General features: G+C 45.4%; 16 protein-coding genes. 8 read left to right on the plus strand and 8 right to left on the minus strand.

The features are described 5' to 3' along the window. Positions 1–29: 29 nt before the first annotated feature. From FFR00_RS05130 to FFR00_RS05145, 4 genes are all read right to left on the minus strand, one after another. Positions 30–2930 (minus strand): beta-galactosidase, encoded by a 2901-nt coding sequence (locus FFR00_RS05130; RefSeq protein WP_235836159.1) that lies wholly within the window; start codon positions 2928–2930, stop codon positions 30–32. A gap of 342 nt (positions 2931–3272) precedes the next feature. Then, a complete protein-coding gene (locus FFR00_RS05135) occupies positions 3273–4280 on the minus strand; it encodes an Ldh family oxidoreductase (protein WP_137672291.1) in 1008 nt (335 codons plus the stop codon). A 14-nt stretch (positions 4281–4294) separates the two neighbouring features. Then, positions 4295–5311 carry a zinc-binding alcohol dehydrogenase family protein gene (locus FFR00_RS05140; RefSeq protein ID WP_137672292.1) on the minus strand — a complete coding sequence of 339 codons (1017 nt, stop codon included), beginning with the start codon at positions 5309–5311 and terminating at the stop codon, positions 4295–4297. An 8-nt stretch (positions 5312–5319) separates the two neighbouring features. Then, positions 5320–6792: a mannitol dehydrogenase family protein gene (locus FFR00_RS05145; protein WP_137672293.1), complete on the minus strand. Its 1473-nt coding sequence runs from the start codon at positions 6790–6792 to the stop codon at positions 5320–5322. A 339-nt stretch (positions 6793–7131) separates the two neighbouring features. Between FFR00_RS05145 and FFR00_RS05150 the strand changes: the two genes are divergently transcribed. The 4 genes from FFR00_RS05150 (at position 7132) to FFR00_RS05165 (ending at position 11661) form a co-directional block, all read left to right on the plus strand. After that, entirely contained in the window at positions 7132–8061 is a 930-nt protein-coding gene (locus FFR00_RS05150) for a sugar kinase (RefSeq protein ID WP_137672294.1), read from the plus strand. Positions 8062–8088: 27 nt separating this feature from the next. Beyond that, on the plus strand, positions 8089–8718 hold the full coding sequence (locus tag FFR00_RS05155) for a bifunctional 4-hydroxy-2-oxoglutarate aldolase/2-dehydro-3-deoxy-phosphogluconate aldolase (protein ID WP_137672295.1): 630 nt from the start codon (positions 8089–8091) through the stop codon (positions 8716–8718). A 10-nt stretch (positions 8719–8728) separates the two neighbouring features. Then, a complete protein-coding gene (locus FFR00_RS05160) occupies positions 8729–9820 on the plus strand; it encodes a 3,6-anhydro-alpha-L-galactonate cycloisomerase (RefSeq protein ID WP_137672296.1) in 1092 nt (363 codons plus the stop codon). Between the two features lie 227 nt (positions 9821–10047). After that, positions 10048–11661, plus strand: coding sequence for an MFS transporter (locus tag FFR00_RS05165; protein ID WP_137672297.1), 1614 nt, complete (start codon positions 10048–10050; stop codon positions 11659–11661). A gap of 71 nt (positions 11662–11732) precedes the next feature. Here FFR00_RS05165 and FFR00_RS05170 read toward each other — a convergent pair whose 3' ends face one another. Next, positions 11733–12512: an FCD domain-containing protein gene (locus FFR00_RS05170; RefSeq protein ID WP_137672298.1), complete on the minus strand. Its 780-nt coding sequence runs from the start codon at positions 12510–12512 to the stop codon at positions 11733–11735. Between the two features lie 335 nt (positions 12513–12847). Between FFR00_RS05170 and aldA the strand changes: the two genes are divergently transcribed. From aldA to FFR00_RS05190, 4 genes are all read left to right on the plus strand, one after another. Continuing rightward, on the plus strand, positions 12848–14296 hold the full coding sequence (gene aldA, locus FFR00_RS05175; protein WP_137672299.1) for an aldehyde dehydrogenase: 1449 nt from the start codon (positions 12848–12850) through the stop codon (positions 14294–14296). A 227-nt stretch (positions 14297–14523) separates the two neighbouring features. Next, positions 14524–15885, plus strand: a complete 1362-nt coding sequence (locus FFR00_RS05180) for an RICIN domain-containing protein (RefSeq protein ID WP_137672300.1) — start codon at positions 14524–14526, stop codon at positions 15883–15885. A gap of 178 nt (positions 15886–16063) precedes the next feature. Next, the gene (locus tag FFR00_RS05185) at positions 16064–16525 is read left to right on the plus strand and encodes a YhcH/YjgK/YiaL family protein (protein WP_137672301.1); all 462 of its coding nucleotides are present in this window, start codon (positions 16064–16066) and stop codon (positions 16523–16525) included. 448 nt (positions 16526–16973) lie between these two features. Further along, on the plus strand, positions 16974–19247 hold the full coding sequence (locus tag FFR00_RS05190) for a beta-galactosidase (RefSeq protein WP_137672302.1): 2274 nt from the start codon (positions 16974–16976) through the stop codon (positions 19245–19247). Positions 19248–19414: 167 nt separating this feature from the next. Here the strand turns inward: FFR00_RS05190 and galK are convergent, their stop codons facing one another. Genes galK through galE form a run of 3 tightly spaced genes read right to left on the minus strand, consistent with a single transcriptional unit; the run spans position 19415 to position 22727 of the window. Beyond that, entirely contained in the window at positions 19415–20581 is a 1167-nt protein-coding gene (gene galK, locus FFR00_RS05195; protein ID WP_137672303.1) for a galactokinase, read from the minus strand. 10 nt (positions 20582–20591) lie between these two features. After that, positions 20592–21653: a UDP-glucose--hexose-1-phosphate uridylyltransferase gene (locus FFR00_RS05200; RefSeq protein WP_137672304.1), complete on the minus strand. Its 1062-nt coding sequence runs from the start codon at positions 21651–21653 to the stop codon at positions 20592–20594. Between the two features lie 54 nt (positions 21654–21707). Then, positions 21708–22727, minus strand: coding sequence for a UDP-glucose 4-epimerase GalE (gene galE, locus FFR00_RS05205; protein WP_137672305.1), 1020 nt, complete (start codon positions 22725–22727; stop codon positions 21708–21710). Positions 22728–22920 lie beyond the last annotated feature (193 nt).

Below are 22920 nucleotides of genomic sequence, written 5' to 3' on the forward strand. Positions count from 1 at the left end.
GCTCGTCTTTTGTTAATCAAGGTTTAGTGTTACTTAATAAGCTCCGGATAACGCTGTGAATACAGCGTTCGGTTTACTTCGGTTGCGCCTGCAACTAAGTTCTCGTAAGGAGAATCAGCTACCGTAACAAAGCCGTTATTGTAGTTTTCGCCATCCCAAGCTCGGCCAGTAGTTGGCGAGTCTAAGTATTGGAACCAATGAGCTCCCACAAAGTAAGGGTTGGCAATAACGCTATCCATGTAATGGGCGTATTTCTCTGCGCGACCTTGTTGCGTATCGGCGGCAACAAGACCGGGATGGAACATACCGCTATCGGTTGCCCCAAAGTGGAATTCACCAATAATGCTTGGCTTGTCTAACTCGGCTAAATGGCTCCAGTCGCCCTTCGACATATCATTGCCGTATAGGTTGTAGCTCATTACATCTACATATTGAGCTGCACTGTTGGCCGCTTCTGGAGTGATTCCCCACTCAGTAAAACGTGCCCCCAAATACAAGTGCTCAGGCATTACCTGCTTCATTTGCTGCTGTACAATGGCAAAGTAACGGTCGGAGTGATCGGCCAAGAACATACTGTAATCGGCTTTAATCGCGTCGTTCATTTCACCTTGATGTACATAGCCCTTAGCCAGCTCATCCCAAGAGGTAACTGCACTGCCCCACGCTTGGTTTAGTGCTGCGATATCTTTGGCATATTTAGCTTCTAATAAGTTAACAAACGCTGCTTTGGCATAGCTGTCTTTGGCATTACTCCGTAAAGCAGCAATCGCTAAGGCGTAGTGATTAGCCGCGAACTCGGTATTTCCCCAACTCATTTCGTTATCAACAAAGGTGCCTATACACCAAGGGTCTTGTTTAACTTCGGCGGCCACTTGTTCAGCCATGGCTTTTACCGAGCTAACAAACTCTGGGTCGTAAGGGTCGTGCATCGGTCCCCAGTAATCATTACCGGTATTAATCCGTTGGTGATCACCTACAATCCAGCCGTTGGCAACATAAGCCACTTTCTGGTTGCCATAAAAACTTGGATCGGCCCAGTTACCTAATGAGGTAAAACCCCAATCAAGCATTCGCGCTAAGGTGACATCTCGCCATACGCCAATCGCATCATCACGAGAATCCGGGGCGTATTTACGTTGTAAGTTAGCGCTGTAAAAACTAAATACTTCGCCATGCTCTAGTGGACCGGTGTGGATCATGGTGGAATATTGGTAATTTTGCGCTAAGGCATCACTGTACTTCGGCAACCAATTAAACATGCTGTTACGCAAATCAGAGGCAACCGAACGGGCGTCTTGATTATCGGTGTAACTGGCTTGCGAAATTTGACTGGGTCGCAAACTTAAGTCTTCAGACAACACCAAATCGGTAAAATTAACCCCGGTGGTAGTGTAGGTATCATCCATACGAATATTGTCTAAGCCGGTGGCAAAATATAAGTAACCACTTGGGTCAACCAGTGACCATTTACCGTCTACTTTCTCAGTTCTAAAATATCCAGTTGCGTCTAATTTAGGGCCACTTTTCCAACCACCGTAAGGCGTTCTGTCGGCCATAGGTTTAGCTGAGTCGATAAGCGCAACATCGGCTTTAGCATGCTTTTGTAATTCTTCTGCTGAATGAATTTTCTCGGCCCAGTCTTCATTAGTAAACTGGCCAAACTCATCCAACAAACCTTGGTAGCGACTGGTATCGGCGCTAAGATTTGGCACTAAACGAATGTTATCGATGACCAAGCTAAGGTCACTTTGTAGATCTTGCATGTACAGCTGAAAGCTCACGATATTAGCTAAATCTAGCTTGGCTTCACCCCAGCCAAAATTAATCGCTTGAGCTTGGTAAGACTTTTTGGGTGGCTCGCCACGCATGCCTGAGTCGAGGGTTTTGGCTAGCTCTTCAAGCGTAAAGTAGTAAGTACCCGCTTCGCCTGCAGGCAATTGTACGTAACCTGTTCGGCTATGAATTACGCCATTAGCGCTACCGCCTTGTTTTTCATTTACGTCATCATCAACGCGAATAAACAATTGTGCGCCTGCATCGCTCAGGTTCTCCACGTCAAAGGCTAAAGTAAAGTCACCATGCTCAGACCAATTCCACGGTTTATCAGCACTAAAGGTCACGCTTGGATAAGAGGCATCGGCAGCGTAATCAATTTTTAGACCTTTCCCCTCACCACGACTTATTGAAGTAAGCTTGGTGCCATGGGTATTACTGGCAATGCCTTTCGAACCATCATTAAAATCAGCTAAAGTGGCAATGGTTGGAATGGGCGCTGCAATCACTTCTGCTTCACGCGCCTCTGATTTAACAAAATCACCGGTGCGCTCAATAAAATTAATATCGTGAATAATCACTTCTTGCGCGGCGATAGGACCTACCGAATAAAACTGAATTTCGGCAATACTTTTTAGGTTAAGTTTACTGCCGCCTCGGTAACCTTCAATATTCATTTGAGTACCGTTAAACAAGAAATCTACGGTAGTGGTTTTGCCCGCAGGTAAAACAATTGGTAGATCAACTTGGTTATCGGCCGAGCCCATAATACCAATGTTATCGCTCACCTTCATTTCTATGCGAACGTCTGCTGCACCGGGGTTTTCTAACGCGACTTTCAAACCACCTTTGGTATTCCAATCCCATGGGCCAGCTTTGGAATGAATTTTCACGTTTGGCCATTTTGATTGCGCCTCCGCTTCGGAGATCGCATCAAAATTCATTTTCAATCCGTCTTTGCTTTGCTCGGCTGTTTTCTCTACTACAGAAAACTGACTATGACTGTGGGTGATTTTTTCTAAAATCGCCGCTTCAGTAAGATTAAGCGGGGTTGCCGCACTAGTCATATCACCCGATGTATTCTCGCTGGCGCTCGACTGCTTAGTGTCATCTGCCATAACCTTTGAAACTGAAACCCCAGCTAGTACAACAGACACTAGGATTGCTAAATTGTTCTTTTTAAACAGCACAATATTTCCTCCCTAAAAGGATAACCAAAACCAATATTATTGGACAACCACTAAGCAATATTGGATAACCAAAATAAAAGTTAGCATACCAATTAGAATTCTTATGTGAGCTATAGCGGTATTTTGGCAACAGAGATAAAGATAAAAACTCAATTAAATCAGTAACTAAAGAGATCAAAAGTACGCTGTAGTCAACGAAGAGCTACAGACATAAGGAAGGAAGAAACCTAGGCACTTGCGGAACCATTGCAGGATAGTACCTAGGCTAGTAGCAACACAGAGCGACACTATGCTGCTACCTTTACTGGTTTAGCTCACTAAGTAATCGTGAACTCCCTTGGCAACAGGGATCCCATTACGATCACACTCGGCGCGATAAGCCACTTGTAAATCGTTCGGTGCAAGCACTTTGTCAACACCAGGTACTGGCGGAACTTCGTGCAACTCTTTGACCATTGCAGCCATCATCACTGGGAACAACGCGTTACCCAGTTTAGTTGGGTCAATCACAATCACTAAGCTGGCCAGCTTACGCATTTTGTCGTAGTCGTCGTACATACGAACAATATGGTTACCGAAGTTAGCCCCCATCAACATGCCCGTTAGCGCATCAATAGCTAAGGCAATGCCAGAGCCTTTATGGCCACCAAATGGCAGCAAGTTGGCCACTTTATGAGGATCGGTTGTTTCGTTGCCTTCAGCATCAATGGCAAGGCCTTTACCAATCGACTGACCGGTTTCTTTGGCATGCAATAGCTTGCCATACGCGGTGGCACTGGTCGCCATATCAATAATCATTGGCGTAGAGCCCTCTACCGGGAAACCAAAGGCAATTGGGTTGGTCCCCAAAAACTTGGCCGCTCCGCCATGTGGGGCAACACATGTGTCGGTTTGCGTCATACCAATGGCAATCATACCTGCGCTTGTGGCTTGCTCCATAAAGTATGAAAGCGCACCACAATGCGAGGTATTCTTGACACTTACAAAACCTAATCCGGTATCAGAGGCTAGATTTATGGCGTGTTTAGTGGCAGCGATTAGCGCCGAATGGCCCATGCCATCATCTGAGTCAAGTACCGCCATTGAGGGTGATACCTGTTCAATTGAGAATGTAGCGGCGCGATTTAACCCGCCTTTAGCTAAACGCTGACAGTAATGCTCTACTCGCATAACACCGTGTGAATGCACACCGGTAGCATCTGCGTGTATTAATACTTCGGTGACTTCCTTGGCCGTTTGCTCGTCAAGGCCTGCAGCAATAAGTTTGTTTAGCGCAAGTCCTTTTAACTCGGCTTCCTTTACGTGTACTGTTGTCATAATTACCTGCGCGACTAAAAGTTGATAACGCCTTTAATAAGGCTTGAGTTGTTTACTACATCCTGTTGGTAAGAAAGACCTACAGTGTCGAAATCATAATCACGGTTTTTCATGATATTTTCGTCAATCTGGCCTTTGCTCATCAGCTCAATCACTCGCTCAAAGTCTTCGCGGGTTGCATTACGACTGCTTAACAAGGTGGTTTCTTTTTTGTGGAATGTTGGATCGTCGAGTACTAAATCACCGATATACAAACCAATAAATACGATTTTTCCGCCGTGGCGAATTAGCTCAACGCTGCGGCTCATAGAACCTTTATTGCCAGTAGCATCCATTAAGGTACAAGCTAATTTGCCACCAAATGCCGCTTTTAAATCCTCAACATAGTTCTCTGCTAGCGGGTTTAAGGTTTTAATGCCAAGCGCTTTTTCTACATGTGCGCGACGCTCGTCACTCACATCGGCTACAACTACTTCAGCGCCGTTCGCCTTAGCAATGGCTGCTGCCGCTAGGCCAATTGGGCCTGCGCCAACTTGCAGAACACGTTGTCCCGCTTTTACTTCAGCACGACGCACCGCATGGGCGCTAATCGCAAAACACTCGATCAGTGCGCCTTGGCTATCACTCACTTCTTCTGGCAATTTAACCAGGTTGCTTTCTAATACACTGAGGTACTCACTAAAGCCGCCATCTTGGTGAACCCCATATAAAGAGACATTTTCACAGCAGTTGGTTTTACCTTCTTCACAGGCGGCACACTCACCACATGGAATACAAGGGATCACAGAAAATCGCTCGCCCGCTTTGGCGCTAGAACAATCACTGCCAACCGCTTCAACAATGCCACTAATCTCGTGGCCTAATACGCGAGGATAACTAAAAAATGGCTGACGGCCGGCAAAGGCGTGAATGTCGGTACCACAAATACCTACGGCTTTTACTTTTAACAGTACTTCGTTAGCGGCAACAGCCGGCTTTTCACGCTCAACGTACTCAATGGAGAACGGTTCGTTACAGATTAGTGTTTTCATGTTGTTTCCTAATTCACTGCAATTGAGTCGATAACCGACGCAATGCCATATTCTTCAATAGATACAAAGGCTGATTCGACTTGCTGACTAAACTTGGCGTTATCGCTTGCATGAGTACCAAAAATTTTGTTTATTGCGAGCAGGGCTTTAGCTTGGGCTAAAGGCTCGGCTTGGCTATCAACGATGTGCTTAAACTCGTCTGCCAATGGGTCGACAATTTGCTCGCCCTTTTTCACTGCACCAATAATTGAGTGCATCCAACCGGCAATTAAAATAGGTAAGCAAGTCACTTTTAAGCCTTGCTTTTGCAGCTGCAACAAAGGATCAACCGCGCGCTGAGGAAGCTTTTGCGAACCATCCATCGCGATTTGTGCAGTTTTGTGTTTTACATTTGCGTTGCTAAAACGTTCGATAAGCAAACCGGCGTACTGCTCCAAATTTACGTTCAAATTCGGGCTTAAAGATTTAGCTTGCTCTTGGGTCATAAGCTTTAAGGTGGCGGCTTTAAATGTTGGGTCTTGCATACATTGGTAAATGTACTCGTAACCCGCTAAGGCACCGTTATAAGCCAAAAACGAGTGGCTACCATTTAACATGCGTAACTTCATTTCTTCGTAAGGCAAAACGTCGTTTACAAACATTGCCCCGGCCAAATCCCAATCTGGGCGACCCGCGACAAAGTTGTCTTCAATGACCCATTGGCGGAAGTCTTCACATACCACACCACAAGGGTCTGCATACCCCACTTCCACTTCAATGGCAGCAAATTCTTCAGCCGTCATCGCAGGACAAATACGATCTACCATGGTGCTTGGAAAGCTAATATTCTGCTCAATCCAGCTGGCCAATTGTTGGTCAAGTTTTGCGGCGTAAGCGAGTACCGCATTTTTGGTAAGGTGACCATTTTCTGGAATATTGTCACAAGACAGAATGCTAATTGGCGCTAAACCTTTATCACGTCTCACTCGTAAAGCTTCAGTAATTAAGCCTAAAGCAGAAACGGGAGCCTGCGGATTCGCTAAGTCGTGTTGAATTAAGCTATTTGCTTCATCCAGCAAACCCGACTGTGGATCAACGCAATAGCCTTTCTCGGTGATAGTCAGCGAAACAATGCTTACTTGTGGCTCAGCAATTTTGGCAATTGCTGCAGCTATCCCCGACACCGGTGTATGAATAGCCTCGGTAACGGTTCTCACTAAACGCGAACATACCGTGTCTTTAGATTTTTCGATAACCGAAAATAAGCAGTCTTGAGCAACTAAGTTGGCCACTAAATCTTCACTGCCAAACATGTTTATTTCGCAAATGCCCCAAAGCTCACCAGACGCTTGGTTAGTTAAATCGTTATATACAGCTTGATGGCCGCGATGAAATGCACCAAAGCCAATGTGAACAATCTTCGTGTCTAATTGTTCCCTGTTATATGTCGTTACTGCTTTAAACCTATCTTGAAACTGGCTTAAATGATTACTTACTGCCATTTACCCACCCAACTGTTCAACCAATATGGCATTTATACCGACAAAATAGCCAGATAGCCGTGATTACAATCACAAAATGGTAAACCAATTACCTTTAAATGGCTAACTAAAATAAGTAAATAGTTTATCCAAAGTGAGTTTATTATAATTAACCTTTTAATTAAAAAGCAATAAAATTCAAAAAAAACAATAAGTTAATAAGAATAAAAGACGCTTAATGAAATAATTGTATTTAAATATCCGTAAAACTCATTTTGGTTGACCAAAATTAATTCATCCCATACCATCGGTTTCATTAAGGGATTAGCCCTTCTATTAAGCAATCAAATAGGACAGGTCATGTTTAGCGAAATATTAAGTTTTGGCGAGCCGATGTATGAATTCAGTCAGATTAAGCAGTCTCAAGCGATGCAGCCTGACTTTCTAAGTGGTTTTGGTGGGGATGTTTCTAACTTTGCGATTGCAGCAGCACGCCAAGGTGCCAATGTAGGCATGATTACCCACCTAGGCGCAGATGAATTTGGTGAGCAGTTTAAAACGCTTTGGCAGCGCGAGTCGGTCGCTTTAGATCTAGTAGAAAGCAACGCCTCGGCGCATACCGGTGTTTACTTTATTACTCATAATGAAGAAGGCCATCACTTTTCATTCTTAAGAAAGGGCTCTGCTGCCAGCCTAATAAGCAAGCATCAGTTACCCGTTGAAGCCATTGCTAACGCTAAGTTATTACATACCACTGCGATTACCCAAGCAATTAGCGATACCAGTTGCGACGCGGTATTTGCGGCAATAGAACTGGCCCGCAAAACAGACACTCTGGTCTCCTACGACACGAATCTTCGCCTTAAGTTATGGTCGCTCAATCGCGCTAAAGCCATTATTAATGAAACCATTTCACAGGTAGACATCTGCTTCCCTAGCATTGATGAAGCCCAGCTACTCACAGGCCTAACACATGCAGATGAGATCATTGACCACTACTTAACATTAGGGGCAAAAATTGTGGTACTAAAGCAGGGTTCTGAAGGGGCAACTGTGGCAGACCAACATGCTCGCTTTAGCATTAAACCGCACAAGGTCACTGCGGTAGACGCCACCGCAGCCGGCGACTCATTTGCGGGGTCATTCTGTACTCACTATGTTCGCGGAGCAGAAATTCAAGATTGCTTAAAATACGCCAATGCCACAGCGTCTATCACTATTACGGGTTATGGCGCGGTCGCTCCTCTTCCTACTTTGGCGCAAGTTGAACAGCGTTTGAACCTTAACTAAATTCACAATGACTAAACGGATGTACCCATGGAAAATTTAAATGCACTACTAGAAAAATTCAAAGTGATTCCAGTTATTGCCATCGATAAGGCCAGTGACATTGTTCCGCTAGGCGAGCAACTGGTAAATAATGGTTTGCCCGTTGCCGAAATCACTTTTCGCTCAGCAGCTGCCGAAGAAGCAATTCGTTTACTGCGAGCCGCCCAACCAGAGATGTTGATTGGTGCTGGTACCATTTTAAACGAGCAACAAGTGGTAGCAGCTAAAGAAGCAGGCGCAAGCTTTATCGTGTCTCCGGGGTTAAACCCAAATACAGTAAAAGCCTGTCAAAAACACAACATTGCCATTGTACCGGGCGTGAATAATCCCTCGGGTGTCGAGCAAGCCTTAGAACTAGGCCTGGATACTGTTAAGTTCTTCCCGGCTGAAGCGTCTGGCGGAATTGCTATGCTTAAATCATTGTTAGGCCCTTACACCAACATTAAAGTGATGCCAACCGGTGGCATTAATCAAAACAACATTGAAAAATATTTAGCCCTACCAGGTGTATTAGCCTGTGGCGGTACTTGGATGGTGGATAAATCACTTATAAATAAAGGTGATTGGGATACCATTGGTAAACTGGTTAAAGAGATTGTGGCGCAACTAGCCGATTAAGAGAATACCCATGAATACAACAATTAAGTCTGTTAACACACGTTTGTTTAAGATCCCGCTTGCCGAGATCTTATCTGACGCTAAACACGGTGACCACGACCATTTCGAGCTAGTGACTACCACCATAACCTTAGAAGATGGCAGCCAAGGCACCGGTTATACTTATACTGGCGGTAAAGGTGGTTATGCCATTAAAGCCATGGTTGAACATGACCTAGGCCCAGCGCTAATCGGCAAAGACGCCAGCCAAATTGATGAAATCTATGATTTCATGGAGTGGCACATTCACTACGTAGGTCGTGGTGGTATTGCCTCATTTGCTATTTCATCGGTAGATATTGCTCTGTGGGATCTCAAAGGAAAACGCCTCAATCAACCTCTATGGAAAATGGCTGGCGGCGAAGGCTCTAGCTGTAAAGCGTACTGTGGGGGTATCGATTTACAGTTCAGTTTAGAGAAGTTACTCGGCAATATTCAGGGTTACTTAGATAAGGGCTACAACGCGGTAAAAATTAAAATTGGCCGCGAAAATGCCGAAGAAGATATTGCACGAATTAAAGCAGTACGCGAGCTGATTGGCAGTGATGTTACCTTTATGATCGACGCCAACTATTCGCTAACAGTTGAACAAGCGATTGCCTTATCTAAAGCGGTAGAGCAATATGACATTACCTGGTTCGAAGAACCCACCATTCCTGATGACTACCTCGGTTATGGCAGGATTGCCGACGCCACCAGTATTCCGCTGGCTATGGGTGAAAACTTACATACCATTCACGAATTCGAGTACGCCTTTGAGCGAGCTAAACTGTCATTTGCACAACCGGATGCGTCCAATTGTGGTGGTATTACCGGTTGGCTTAAAGCAGCTCGCTTAGCCAACCAGCATAACGTTCCAGCCTGCTCTCATGGCATGCAAGAGTTGCATGTTAGCTTAGTATCATCACAGCCCAACTCTGGCTGGTTAGAAGTGCATAGCTTCCCGATTGATGAATATACCAAGCGCCCATTAGTCGTAGATAATCACCGTGCTATTGCGCCAGATACACCGGGAGTTGGCGTAGAGTTTGATTGGGATAAGATTTCCACTTACGAGGTTTAACTCAGCCCATTTCTATCGATAAAACACCGCTGTCCTCAGCGGTGTTTTTTTAATCTTTTCTCAAGCACCACTTTCTCATGTTTGCTAATTAGCAATAAATTCATTAATAAACCTCACAAACAACGACCAATTTCAAATAAAGATCAACCAATATCGATCTTGATCGCCAAATTGGTTATCCAAAGGTGTTTAAATAGCTGTCGAATATTACCCCCTGAGGATAAGAAATGGACATAAAAACATGGAATGCCTATAAATATGCGTTAATCGTTGCTATCGGCGGCTTTGTATTCGGCCTAGATGCAGCCATTATTTCTGGCACAGTGCGCTACATAGCCTCTGAGTTTTCACTTAGCGACATTCAAATTGGTACGGTTGTTGGCGCGCCAAGCCTTGGCGCTATTATCGCGTTGTTTTTTGCAGGTAAAGCAGCCGATGCCTTAGGCCGTAAGAAAACACTGATTATTGTGGCAGTGTTGTATTTATTCTCGGCACTGATGTCGGCAATGGCAACCAGCTTTATGATGCTGACCATTGCTCGCTTTATTGGCGGCCTTGCCTTTAGCTCGTTGTCACTCGCATCAATGTACATTGGTGAAATTGCCCCCGCTAAACAACGCGGCAAGCTTGTATCGGCCAACCAGTTCAACATTGTGATTGGCTTATTAGCCGCTTATTTTATTAATTACTACTTAGTGACTCATGTCAGTGAAAACTCACTGCTGTTTTCGCCTAGCACTATTTGGCGGACAATGTTGGCCTCGGAACTTATTCCCGCTTTGGCTTGGGTAATCCTGTTATTTAGAGTGCCTGAATCCCCGCGCTGGCTGTCAATGAAAGGCCAACATGACCAAGCGCTAGTAGTATTAAACAAGATACTGCCGCAGCAACGAGCTATTGAAGTACAGGCAGAGATCCAACAGAACCTAAATGAGCATAAAGATACCGAAAGCGTTATCCAGCAACTTAAACTGTTGTTTTCATCACCCATGAAAACCGTTTTTGCGATTGGTTTTATTATGGCTGTGGTGCAGGGTATTACCGGCATGAATGCCATTCTTTTTTATGCGCCTACGGTATTTGAGCAAATTGGCTTTGGTCTCAATGCCTCATTTCAGCAAGCCATTTATATTGGTATAACCAGTGTTGTATTTACGGTACTGGCAATTTTCTTTATCGACAAAGTAGGTCGTAGACCGCTACTCATACTAGGTTTAGTGGCCGTGGTATTAAGCCATGCAGCCTGTTGGTACGGCTTTAGCAATGCCACTTATAGCGTTAACCAACAAACTATTGATAAGCTTGAAGAAGTGATTGATACCACCCCGCTCACTGCGCAAATAGGTAAGCAATTTGAAGACGACGTAAGCTTTAAAGAAATGCTCGCCAGCAACTACGACGCAAACACCTTAAGGTTAAACGAAGGGCACATTATTGAAGCAGCCATTAGCGTTAACCCAATGCTGATTTTGATTGGTATTTTGGCGTTTATCGCCGCTTTTCATATCTCAATTGGCCCTATTATGTGGGTATTGTTTTCGGAAATATTTCCCAACTCAGTACGTAGCGTAGCAATCCCAATGTTTGCTTTGGTGACCAGTATCGCGAGTTACCTCATTCAACAATTTTTCCCTTGGCAACTAGCAACCTTTGGCGCGGCCAATACTTTCTTAATGTATTCAATGTTTGGCTTAATAGGTTTAGTACTGTTGTGGCCCCTACTCCCAGAAACCAAAAACAAAACCATTGAAGAGATAGAAGGCACCTTGGTAGGCCAAAGCAAAAGGAATTCAGCCCCCAGTGAACAAGAAGAAGCCAGTTCTGGTGCGCCTGCTGCCTAGCTAGACGCAAGAAAAAATCATAAAAAAAGCCGCTAACGATTAGCGGCTTTCTTCATCTAAACAGGGCTAGCTTAATGGCTTTCAGTAAAGTTACTGTCGAACTCCATCGCAAAGAAATAATCGTCTAAATCCGTGTCGCTATTATCTGAGCTGGCAATTTTAAGTAGCTCTTGCTTACTGTTCTCTATGTGCTGCCATACCGCTTGTTTGGCATCTTCTGGGGAACGCTTTTGCAAGGCTAACAAAATACGTTTGTGGTCGTTAATCCACATTGACTGTAAACGCTCTTCATGTAGAAACTGGTGATTTAGCTCATTCCACAAAGGGTTGGTAGTACGTACCGTACTCCACATGTCTACCGCTTGATTTATTAATACTCGATTCTGAGTGGACTCAGCAATCAAGCTATGGAACTGCTGATCAAGCTCTTCAAACCTTTCACTATCGCCGTTAATTTCGCTTTCTTGTAACTGCAATACACGTTTTAACTCACGCAGTTCATTAAACTTAATCTGGGTGGCAGCAAACCCTGCAATACTGCTCTCAATAATTTGTCGAGCCTGCAGTAGTTCAAACGGCCCCACATCACTTTTTGGTAAAATGGTGCGTTTGCTGACTTTTTCCGGTGAATCGATAAAGTAGATACCCGCGCCTTGACGCACCACAACTAAACCTTTCAACTCAAGCATAATAACCGCTTCGCGAATGGTTGCCCGGCTCGTTTCAAAGCGCTCGCTTAGCTCTCGCTCCGATGGCAGTCGCTCGCCCGCTTTAAAAACTCCAGAAAACAACAGCTCTTCGATTTGAACGCCAATATCGTAATAGCGTCGCTTGGTATCCATCTTAGCCATAATGCAATTTAACCTTTGAAAAAAATTTAAACCACTTAGTTTTTGGTAAATCAATTCAACTAAGTTCTAGACCGAATCCGGAATAGTACCGCCTTTTAGCGCAAACTTGTAGTCAACCTTATCTACTCAGGTCTCATTTTGTCCGAAATTGTACTACTAATACAAAAATCTACATTAAACACATGATATTTCAAAAATACTTATCAAATCTCGGCGGGGCAAGTAGGCCATTGAAGCAAGATGTGACTCTCATCACTGAAAAGGTTAACCAGTTAAGCTTAAATACACAAATTGGTTTACCAGATTAATTCAACTAACAATCTAAAGGACGTTAGATGAACACAGTTTCACACAAAATGTTTATTGATGGCGAATGGCGAGTATCCGCAACAGGCAACACCATCGAAGTTGTTAACCCTACTAATGAGCAAGTAGTGGGTTATGCGCCGCAAGCCAGCCGCGAAGAAGCAGCACAAGCTTTACGTTCATCTGAGTTAGCCCAAAAAGAATGGGCCAGCTTACCCGCTCAAGCAAGAGCAGACTTAGTTAGCGCGCTAGCTGATGCCCTAGAAGCCGAAGCAGAACGCTACGCTGTAATGTTAACTCAAGAGCAAGGTAAGTTACTTAGCGATGCTCGCGGTGAAGTGGCAGGTTCAGTAGGCTTTTTGCGCTACGCAGCAGAATCAGCAAGACGTATCGAAGGCGAAATAGTTACTAGCGAAAACCAAGATGAGCAAATTTGGATCCAGCGTGTTCCATTTGGCGTAACCGTGGGTTTATTAGCCTGGAACTACCCTCTCGCACTGGCTGCTCGTAAACTCGGCAACGCTTTAGTCACTGGAAATACCATGGTAGTGATGCCGCCAGCAGACACGCCATTAACTGTATTAGAATTTTCTAAGTTGATTGCACAAGTCGGCTTCCCTAAAGGGGTGGTAAACATTGTCTCAGGTTTAGGCGGCGAAGTGGGTGACGAATTGGTTCGTAACCCTATCACCAAGCTTGTGACCTTAACCGGTAGCTCTGAAGTGGGCTCTATTTTGTACCGCTCTGCATCAGAGAACATCACCGCATTGAATTTAGAGCTAGGCGGCAAAGCTCCTTTCATTGTGTTGGACGACGCCAACGTAGATGAAGTGGTTGAGATTGCAGTTAACTCTGGCTTTGGCAACTGCGGCCAAATTTGTACCTCTAATGAGCGTATGTACATCCATCAGAGCATTTACGCTGAGTTCATGGATAAATTCATTGCCAAAGTTAAACAACTTAAGGTTGGCGATCCCATGCTTGAAGGCACTAATGTAGGGCCAAAAGTTAATGCTCGCGAAGTAGAAAAGCTCGTTGAAATGATCGCAAAAGCGAAGGCCGACGGCGCAACAATCGCCTGTGGTGGCAGCAAGCCTGCTGGCCAAGAGTTTACTAAAGGCTATTGGTTTGAACCTACCGTGGTGACCAATGTTACCAATGACATGGACATTATGAAGCAAGAGGTGTTTGGCCCAATAGTCGCAGCCATGCCTATCGATAGCCTTGAACAAGCGTTGCAATACGCTAACGATATTGATTTGGGTTTGTCTGGGTATGTATATACCAATGACATGCGCAAAATCATGCAAGTAGTAAATCAGTTAGAAGTGGGAGAAATATACGTAAACCGCCCGAACGGAGAACTACTAAACGGGTTCCACACTGGCTTTAAACGCAGTGGTATTGGCGGCGAAGACGGCAAGTACGGATTGGAGGGTTACCTGCAAAAGAAAACCATTTACTTGAACTACCAGTAAGAATTTCTATTCCTTTTTGACAATTGTTAGCACTTTGCCTTGGTAGTAATACCAAGGCCTTTTTGCTTTTAGCCCTCATGTTTAATGCCTGCTCCCATCAACAAAACCTTGTTTAGCTCACACCCACAAAAAAAGGTTAACAAAAACACAAAATTGATCGACCAAATCACAAAAATAGGTTAATAAGCATGCGATATTTGCTTGCACTTTAACCAGGGAGATAAACAATGAAAGGATTCACCAGACATTCAATCTTAATGGCGTGCAGTATTGGCTTAGCAATAAATGCAACAGCTGCTGATTGGGATAACATCCCCATTCCTGCCGAACTAGACGCAGGACAATCTTGGGAGTTACAACAAAACTATTCTGACTCTTTTAACTACTCAGGCAAAACCAGCACGTTTACCGGCAAATGGAAAGACAGTTACTTTCATAGCTGGACAGGCCCCGGCCTTACTCACTGGTCGAGCGATGAATCGTGGGTTGGTGACGGCAACCTCATCATTAGCGCTTCGCGTCGCCAGGGCACCAATAAAGTAAATGCAGGGGTCATCACCTCTAAAACCAAAGTAAAATACCCCATCTTTTTAGAAGCCAGTATCAAGGTGAGTAACTTAGAGCTTTCTTCCAACTTTTGGTTGTTAAGCGAAAACGACCAGCGTGAAATAGATGTATTAGAGGTATACGGTGGCGCTCGCCAAGATTGGTATGCCAAGAACATGTCGACCAACTTTCATGTTTTCTTCCGTAATAACGACAACTCGATAAAAAACGATTACAACGACCAGACGCACTTCACGCCCACTTGGGGAAACTACTGGCGTGACGGTTTCCACCGCTTTGGTGTGTATTGGAAGAGTCCAACAGACGTTACTTTTTACATCGATGGTCAAAAAACCACAAAAGGCGCTTGGAGCCAAGTGGTAATGAAAGACAAAGATTACACCGGTGCCATTCTTGATAAGAGCCGCTACAACATGGATCAAGAAGCCTTCATTATTATTGATACCGAAGACCACTCTTGGCGCTCTGAAGCAGGCCACATCGCCACTGATGCAGATTTAGCCGACAGTGATAAAAACAAGATGTATGTAGATTGGATCCGCGTATACAAACCAACGGGTGGCTCCACTACACCACCTACTGGCGATATTACGCCACCTAGTGGTTACACCAATTTACAACTGGCACACAGCAATCGTTGTGTTGATGTAATCAATGGCGCCTTATGGAATGGCAGTACTTACCAGCAGTATTCGTGTAACACGGGCAACAACAATCAACGGTTCAAGTTTACTAAAATAGCCAACAATCAATACAGCATTAATGCCAAGGTAAGTCAGCTTTGTATGGAGCTTGCGTCTGGCAGCTCGGCAAATGGCGCTAAGGTGCATCAATGGGTATGTAATCACGCCAACTCTAATCAAACATGGAGCCTAGAAGACAAGGGCAGTAATACGTTTGAAATTAGAAATAAACAAAGCGGAAAATGCTTAGAGGTCGCTAATAGTTCAAACGCAAATGGTGGACAGATTAGGCAATGGGCCTGCACTGGCGCGACTAACCAGCGCTTCAAGTTCTTGTAAGTACACTATTGCAAAATATTCACTACAAGCCACTCAACGTCATAAACAGGAGCGTTTGCCTCCTGTTTATGACGTTTGCTCAGCGCGTTAAGACCACATAACAATGTAACGCCCTTAGCAGCCAAACAGTCAGCTTTATCCCCTTAAACCAAAAACCTAAACAACAGGAAGTAGTAAGATGTTATTTGGAAACGTAAACAAACTCTCTTTAGTGAGTTATGTAAACCCGTCTTTTCCTAAGTGGATTGATGAGGCAATGGCCATTGCTCAGCAACAACCCGATGGTAAATATACCTTATCGGATGAATCAGTTTTTGTATTACTGATGTCCCCTGAAACTGAACCCTTTGAAAAACGTAAAGCCGAGATCCACAAGCAGTATCTTGATATTCAAGTGGTTCTAGAAGGTGAGGAAAACATTGGCTATACCCACGAACTTGCCGAAGACGCTCTGCACTTAACCGAGCTAGAAAATGATGTCGCTTTTTTTGAGCGAGCCAGTAACGAGCAATTGGTACATCTCGCAAAAGGTGATTTTGCCGTATTTTTCCCAAATGAAGTTCATCGCCCACTTTGCGCGGTATCAGCGCCGATGAAAGTACGAAAAGCCGTGATAAAAATTCCATTAACTGCACTGTAATACCTTGTATCTAGAGTCCCTCTTTAGCACCTCGCTCTAAATCTACTTAGAGCATGTGAAGATGCTTAGCTTAAACAAGCTAAGCGCTCTTTCGACTTATCTCGCATCCGCTTTTCTCAAAACACCACTGAAATAACTAACCCAAGATTCGCCTACAACGCGAGCCTTATTAAAGCCCATCAGTAGCGAAAACAACTCAAGCGGCTCGGTGTGAAAAACCAAGTCGTGCCTTGGTTCACAAATTAATAAAATTGGTTATCCAATTTTATTAATTTGGTTGACACAAAAGCCGTAAAAGCAATTAATAGACTCAGATAATTTTAATTCGCTTTAACGGCAGCACCTCAGCCTTAACAGTGACTAGCCTTGCGCTTATTATTGTTTAATCTTGTGGTTTAGTGACCACCTTAGGCCGAGCAGTAGCTTGCTTATATTACGAGGACAAGTAATGAATACACGCTTATCGGCTGAGGATGCTCGCGTTATCTCTGAGCACGAAACATCGATTTTGATTTATGATTTTGCCGATCAAATCCCTTCAGCATTTAGCTTCAGTAACGTAGACGTCGAGCTTGTTGGCAGCGGTCAAGGCGTTACCGCTGGCCAGCAAGCACTAAAAGTTAGTACACGCAGTAAAGAGAACTTCTACACCTCTATTTTTATTGAACCAGAACAGCCATTTGATTGGAGCCAATTGCCCCACTTTTGTTTTGCATTTGACGCCACAAACCTAGGCAAACGCTCTACGCAAATATTCATCAACATCTTTGATAAACAGGGGCAAATGCATAGTCGCAGTATTAACGTGCAAGGCAACTCATGTAAAACCTACCTTAATGAATTAAAAGGCGAATACCTTAAAGGTGGCCTTAATTATCAATCGGGTTTTCGCTCTAACCCTGCCTCTTGGGATACGCCATTTCACTACGCCACCTGGATGTGGGGAGAAATGAATATAGACCTCAGTGCAGTGGCTAAAATTGAATTAAGTATTCATGGCACTTTAATCGATCACCAACTGGTATTAGACAACTTTAGAGTAATTCTCACCCCCGATAGCAATCCCGACTTTCTTAAAGGCTGCTTAGATAAGTTTGGTCAAAATGCTGCAGTGGACACCGTAGAGAAAATTCATTCTGAAGAACAGTTACTCTCAGTCACTGCCGCCGAACTTAAAAGCTTAGAACAAGGTGCCATGCCGCAACGCTCTCTCTTTGGCGGTTTTACCGGCGGCCCGCAATTGGACGCTAGCGGTTACTTCCGCGCTGAAAAAATTGAGGGTAAATGGTCTTTGGTTGACCCGGATGGCTACCCTTACTTTGCCACCGGCTTAGATATTATTCGCCTAGCTAACTCATTTACCATCACCGGCGTAGATTACGACCACTCTACCGTTGCTGCACGCAGCAACGATGATGTGACACCTGAAGACTCAAAAGAAAAATTGGAAATTAGCCAGCAAGCTTTTGATTCTGCCTATGTCGCGAACCAAACCCGTAGAGACTTTTTTGAGTGGCTGCCAGATTACGATGACCCATTGGCGGAACATTACAGCTACATGCGTGAGCTGTTTGAAGGACCAGTAGATCGCGGTGAGATCTTTAGTTTTTACTCGGCAAACTTACAGCGCAAATACGGGCAAGATGGCCAAGACTACATGGCAAAATGGCGCGAAGTAACCATGGATCGCATGCTCAACTGGGGCTTCTCTTGCTTAGGTAATTGGACAGCACCAGAGTTTTACGATAATAAAAAAATCCCTTATTTTGCCAATGGCTGGATCATTGGTGAGTTTAAAACCGTCACCAGTGGGGATGACTTTTGGGCGCCTTTACCCGACCCCTTCGACCCAGTGTTTAGAGAGCGCGCCGAAGCCACCGTTAGCCAAGTTAACGCCGAGATAAAAGGTTCACCTTGGTGTGTAGGTATCTTCATCGACAATGAAAAGAGCTGGGGCCGCATGGACACGGTGAAAAGCCATTATGGCATCGCCACCCATACCTTGGGTCGCAGCGACCAAGACAGCCCAACTAAAGCGGTGTTCACTCAAGCTTTAAAAGACAAATACAGCAGCATTGATAAGCTCAACCAAGCTTGGCAAAGCGATATTAGCTCTTGGGAAGATGTGGCTGCGGGTCTCACCGACCTTGGCCATAACGAGGCTCAGCTTAACGACTACTCGATGTTATTAGAACTCTACGCCAGTGAGTACTTCAAAGTGGTAAATGAGTCCTTAAAAGCACAACTCCCAAATCACTTATACCTAGGCGCTCGCTTTGCCGACTGGGGGTGCAACCCTGAGGTAGTGAGAGCCGCAGCCAAACACGTAGACGTTGTTAGTTACAACTACTACAAAGAAGGTTTGCACCCTGAACCTTGGAAGTTCTTAGCCGAAGTGGATATGCCAAGCATTATTGGTGAGTTCCATATTGGCGTTAAAGAAGGCTTCTACCATGCTGGCCTAGTTACCGCGAACGATCAAACCGAGCGCGGGGAGATGTTTGAAGATTACCTTAATTCGGTGATTGATAACCCTTACTTTGTGGGCGCACATTGGTTCCAGTACATTGACTCCCCTATCACCGGTCGCTCGTTTGACGGCGAGAACTACAACGTAGGTTTTGTTGGCATTACTGATGTCCCCTACCAACCAATGGTAGATGCCGCTAAACGGGTAAATGGCAATATGTATCAACGCCGCTTTGGCAAAACCAAAGACTGAGAGCTGATTTAGGCAACAACAAAGAGGAGCTTGCTCCTCTTTTTTTTTTAGCTCGTTATATTTACTAGGGATACTGTACTGAGAGAGCTTTAAGGCGGAATTAGCAGCAATAAAAAAGCCCGGCACAAGGCCGAGCTTTTATCTGCTGAATGTTTGCGGCAAGAGGCTTAATTTATTGCACCAGCACCTGGCATCGCCTTACACACGTAAATGCTCTCTTTTAAACCGGTCACGGTTTGGTATTGCTGCTCCACTGCTTGGCATACCTCATCGACCAATTGAGGCGGCATAAGCGCCACAATGCAGCCCCCAAAGCCTCCGCCCGTCATGCGTACGCCACCTTGGTTACCCAGCACCTGTTTCACGATATCCACAATGCAGTTCACTTCCGGTACGGTGATTTCAAAATCATCACGCATCGAGGCATGAGATTGCTCCATCAGTACACTCAAGGTCGCCATGTCGTTGGCTTTTAGGGCCTCGGCTGCTGCTAAGGTGCGGGCATTTTCAGTTATCACGTGGCGGGCGCGTTTGGCCACCAATGGGTCTAGGCTGTGTTGCTTGTCCGCAAACAGGGCTTCACTCACATCTCGCAGTGAACTCACTCCTAAGCCTTTCGCGGCGGCTTCACATTGCTCGCGGCGGGTATTGTATTCACTGTCCACTAAACCGCGTTTTTTGTTGGAGTTGATTATCACCACCGCCATGTCTTCTGGCATGGCCACTGCTTGCGTCTCTAGCGAGCGGCAATCAATCAGTAGGGCATGATTGGCTTTACCTTCGGCGGAGATAAGCTGGTCCATAATGCCGCAGTTACACCCTACAAAGTTGTTCTCCGCCGCTTGGCCAATCAGCGCCAATTTCTGTTGCGAGACGGCTAGGTTAAACAGGGTTTTAAAGGTTTGACCAATTACCACTTCAAGGGCAGCCGATGAGCTTAAGCCAGCGCCTTGTGGCACATTACCACTCACCGCTAAATCGGCGCCGCCCAGGGTGAAGCCTTCTTTTTGTAGGCAATCAATGACGCCGCGAATGTAGTTTACCCACATGCAGTTTTCATCAAACTGTAGCGGTTGGCTAATATCAAACTCGTTCACTTGGTTATCGTAATCTACCGACACCACACGCACGATGCTATCGCTGCGCGGTGAAGCCGCTACCACGGCTTGGTAGTCAATGGCACAAGGCAGCACAAAGCCGTCGTTGTAATCGGTATGTTCACCAATTAAGTTTACCCGCCCAGGGGCTTGGATCAGCCTTGCTGGGGCTGAGCCCGTCATATTGATAAAGGCATTGCTGACCGTATCGATGAGGTGTTGTTGACGTTGGGTCATGCGCAGCTCCTTAGTCCTGTTGTTCTTTGTAATGCACGTCGCTAAGGTCGCGCAGTTTGCTGGCCGCTTGCTCAGCGGTTAAATCTCGTTGGCTTTCCGCTAACATCTCGTAGCCCACCATAAACTTACGTACGCTGGCTGAGCGCAATAGCGGTGGGTAGAACAAGGCATGTAATTGCCAGTGTTCGGTCGTGGTATCGCCCTCTTTGAAAAACGGCGCATAGTGCCAGCCCATGGAATACGGGAATGAGCACTGAAATAAGTTGTCGTAACGGCTGGTGAGTTTTTTCATCGCCAGTGCTAAATCATCACGCTGAGCGTCACTGAGCTCACTCATCCGGCGAATATGGGTTTTAGGCATGAGCATGGTTTCAAAAGGCCAAGCAGCCCAATACGGCACGACCGCTATCCAATGTTCAGTTTCCACCACGGTACGGCTGCCATCGGCTTGCTCTCGAGTGGCGTAATCCACCAGCAAGTTGCTGCCGTGCTGGGCGGTATAATCGCGCAAGTGTTGGTCTTTACGCTCAATCTCGTTAGGGAGAAAGCTGTTGGCCCAGATTTGGCCGTGTGGGTGAGGCTGCGAGCAGCCCATGGTTTCGCCCTTGTTCTCAAAGGCTTGTACCCACAGGTAGTCTTTACCTAACTCTTCGATTTGCTCATTCCAGGTATCAATCACGCCACGAATTGCCGTGGTGGATAACTCCGGCAGGGTTTTACTGTGGTCTGGCGAGAAACAAATCACCCTGCTTAAACCACGGGCTTCCATGCTGGTAAACAAGGGGTCGGTGGCAGTAGGTACACTGGGTGAGTCGGTCATCAGTGCAGCAAAATCGTTACCAAAGACATAAGTGCCCGTGTAATCCGGGTTTTTATCACCCGATACACGGGTATTGCCAGCACACAAAAAACAGCCGGCATCGTAGCTCGGCAAGGTCGCCGTAGACGGCGCTTCATCTTGGCCACTCCAGGGACGTTTAGCACGGTGCGGCGACACCAATATCCACTGTCCCGTTAAAGGATTATAACGGCGATGCGGATGCTCGGTAGGGTCAAAGTTTGTGTTTAACATGGGGTCTAACTCCGTTCAAAGCGCCCTTTTGAGGCGCTCATTATTTCTAAAATTCTAGTTGTCGTAACCGTTAGGGTTATTGGATTGCCAATGCCACGTATCTGCCGTCATATCTTCAACACTGCGGCTAGCCTTCCAGCCCAGCTGTTGCTCGGCTTTGTCGGTAGCTGCCCAACATTCGGCAATATCACCGTTACGGCGTGGGCAAATTTCATAGGCAATATCTTTACCGCAAGCGTTGCCAAAGGCCTTAAGCATTTCCAGAACAGAACTGCCTTTACCGGTGCCTAAGTTAAAGATGTGCAAGCCAGCTTGCTCGCCCACTTTGGTTAACGCGGCTACGTGGCCATCGGCTAAGTCCATTACGTGGATATAGTCACGAACACCAGTGCCATCAGGTGTTGGGTAATCATCACCAAATACTGATAGGCTTTCGCGACGCCCTACTGCCACTTGGGCAATAAACGGCATAAGGTTGTTAGGAATACCTTGCGGATCTTCACCCATTGTGCCGCTTGGATGGGCACCTACCGGGTTAAAGTAACGTAGCAAGGTAACGCTTAAGTCAGGTGCGGCTAATTGAATATCACGGTAGCACTCTTCCACCATGTATTTGCTGCGTCCGTAAGGATTGGTTACATCACCGGTAGGTGTGTTTTCATTAATGGGCATTTCGCTAGGTTCGCCATAAACGGTAGCTGATGAGCTAAATACAATGCTTTTCACGCCCGCTTTTCGCATTACGTCGATCAGCACTAAAGAACCATTTACGTTGTTATCATAATACTCAAACGGCTTTTGCACCGATTCGCCCACGGCTTTTAGGCCAGCAAAGTGAATCACCGAGTCAATCTTGTGCTCGTTAAATATCTTTTCTAGCACGCTGCGGTCTCGCACGTCACCTTGATAAAAAACCGGTTGTTGTTGAGTTAAGCTTTCAATACGCGCCAGCACTTCACTTTTACTGTTGCATAAATTATCCAGAATGATCGGAGTTAAACCGGCGTTAATCATTTGCACGCAAGTGTGGCTGCCAATGTATCCCATGCCACCAGTTACTAAGATCTTATTCATTTGCTCTCCTTATTGATTGAGCGCCTTACCCATACTTTATGGCCGCGTTATACGACCGTTCAGAACCAACTAACAGTATTTAATCACAAAAAGGGAAAACGTTTCCACAACTATTCAATGAAAAGTCAACGAATCCCACCATAAACTTGATCTTCTGCACAAATACACCTCACCAAAAAGGGAAAACGTTTAC

The sequence above is a fragment of the Agarivorans sp. Toyoura001 genome, assembly GCF_005405585.1.
GTDB lineage: Bacteria > Pseudomonadota > Gammaproteobacteria > Enterobacterales > Celerinatantimonadaceae > Agarivorans.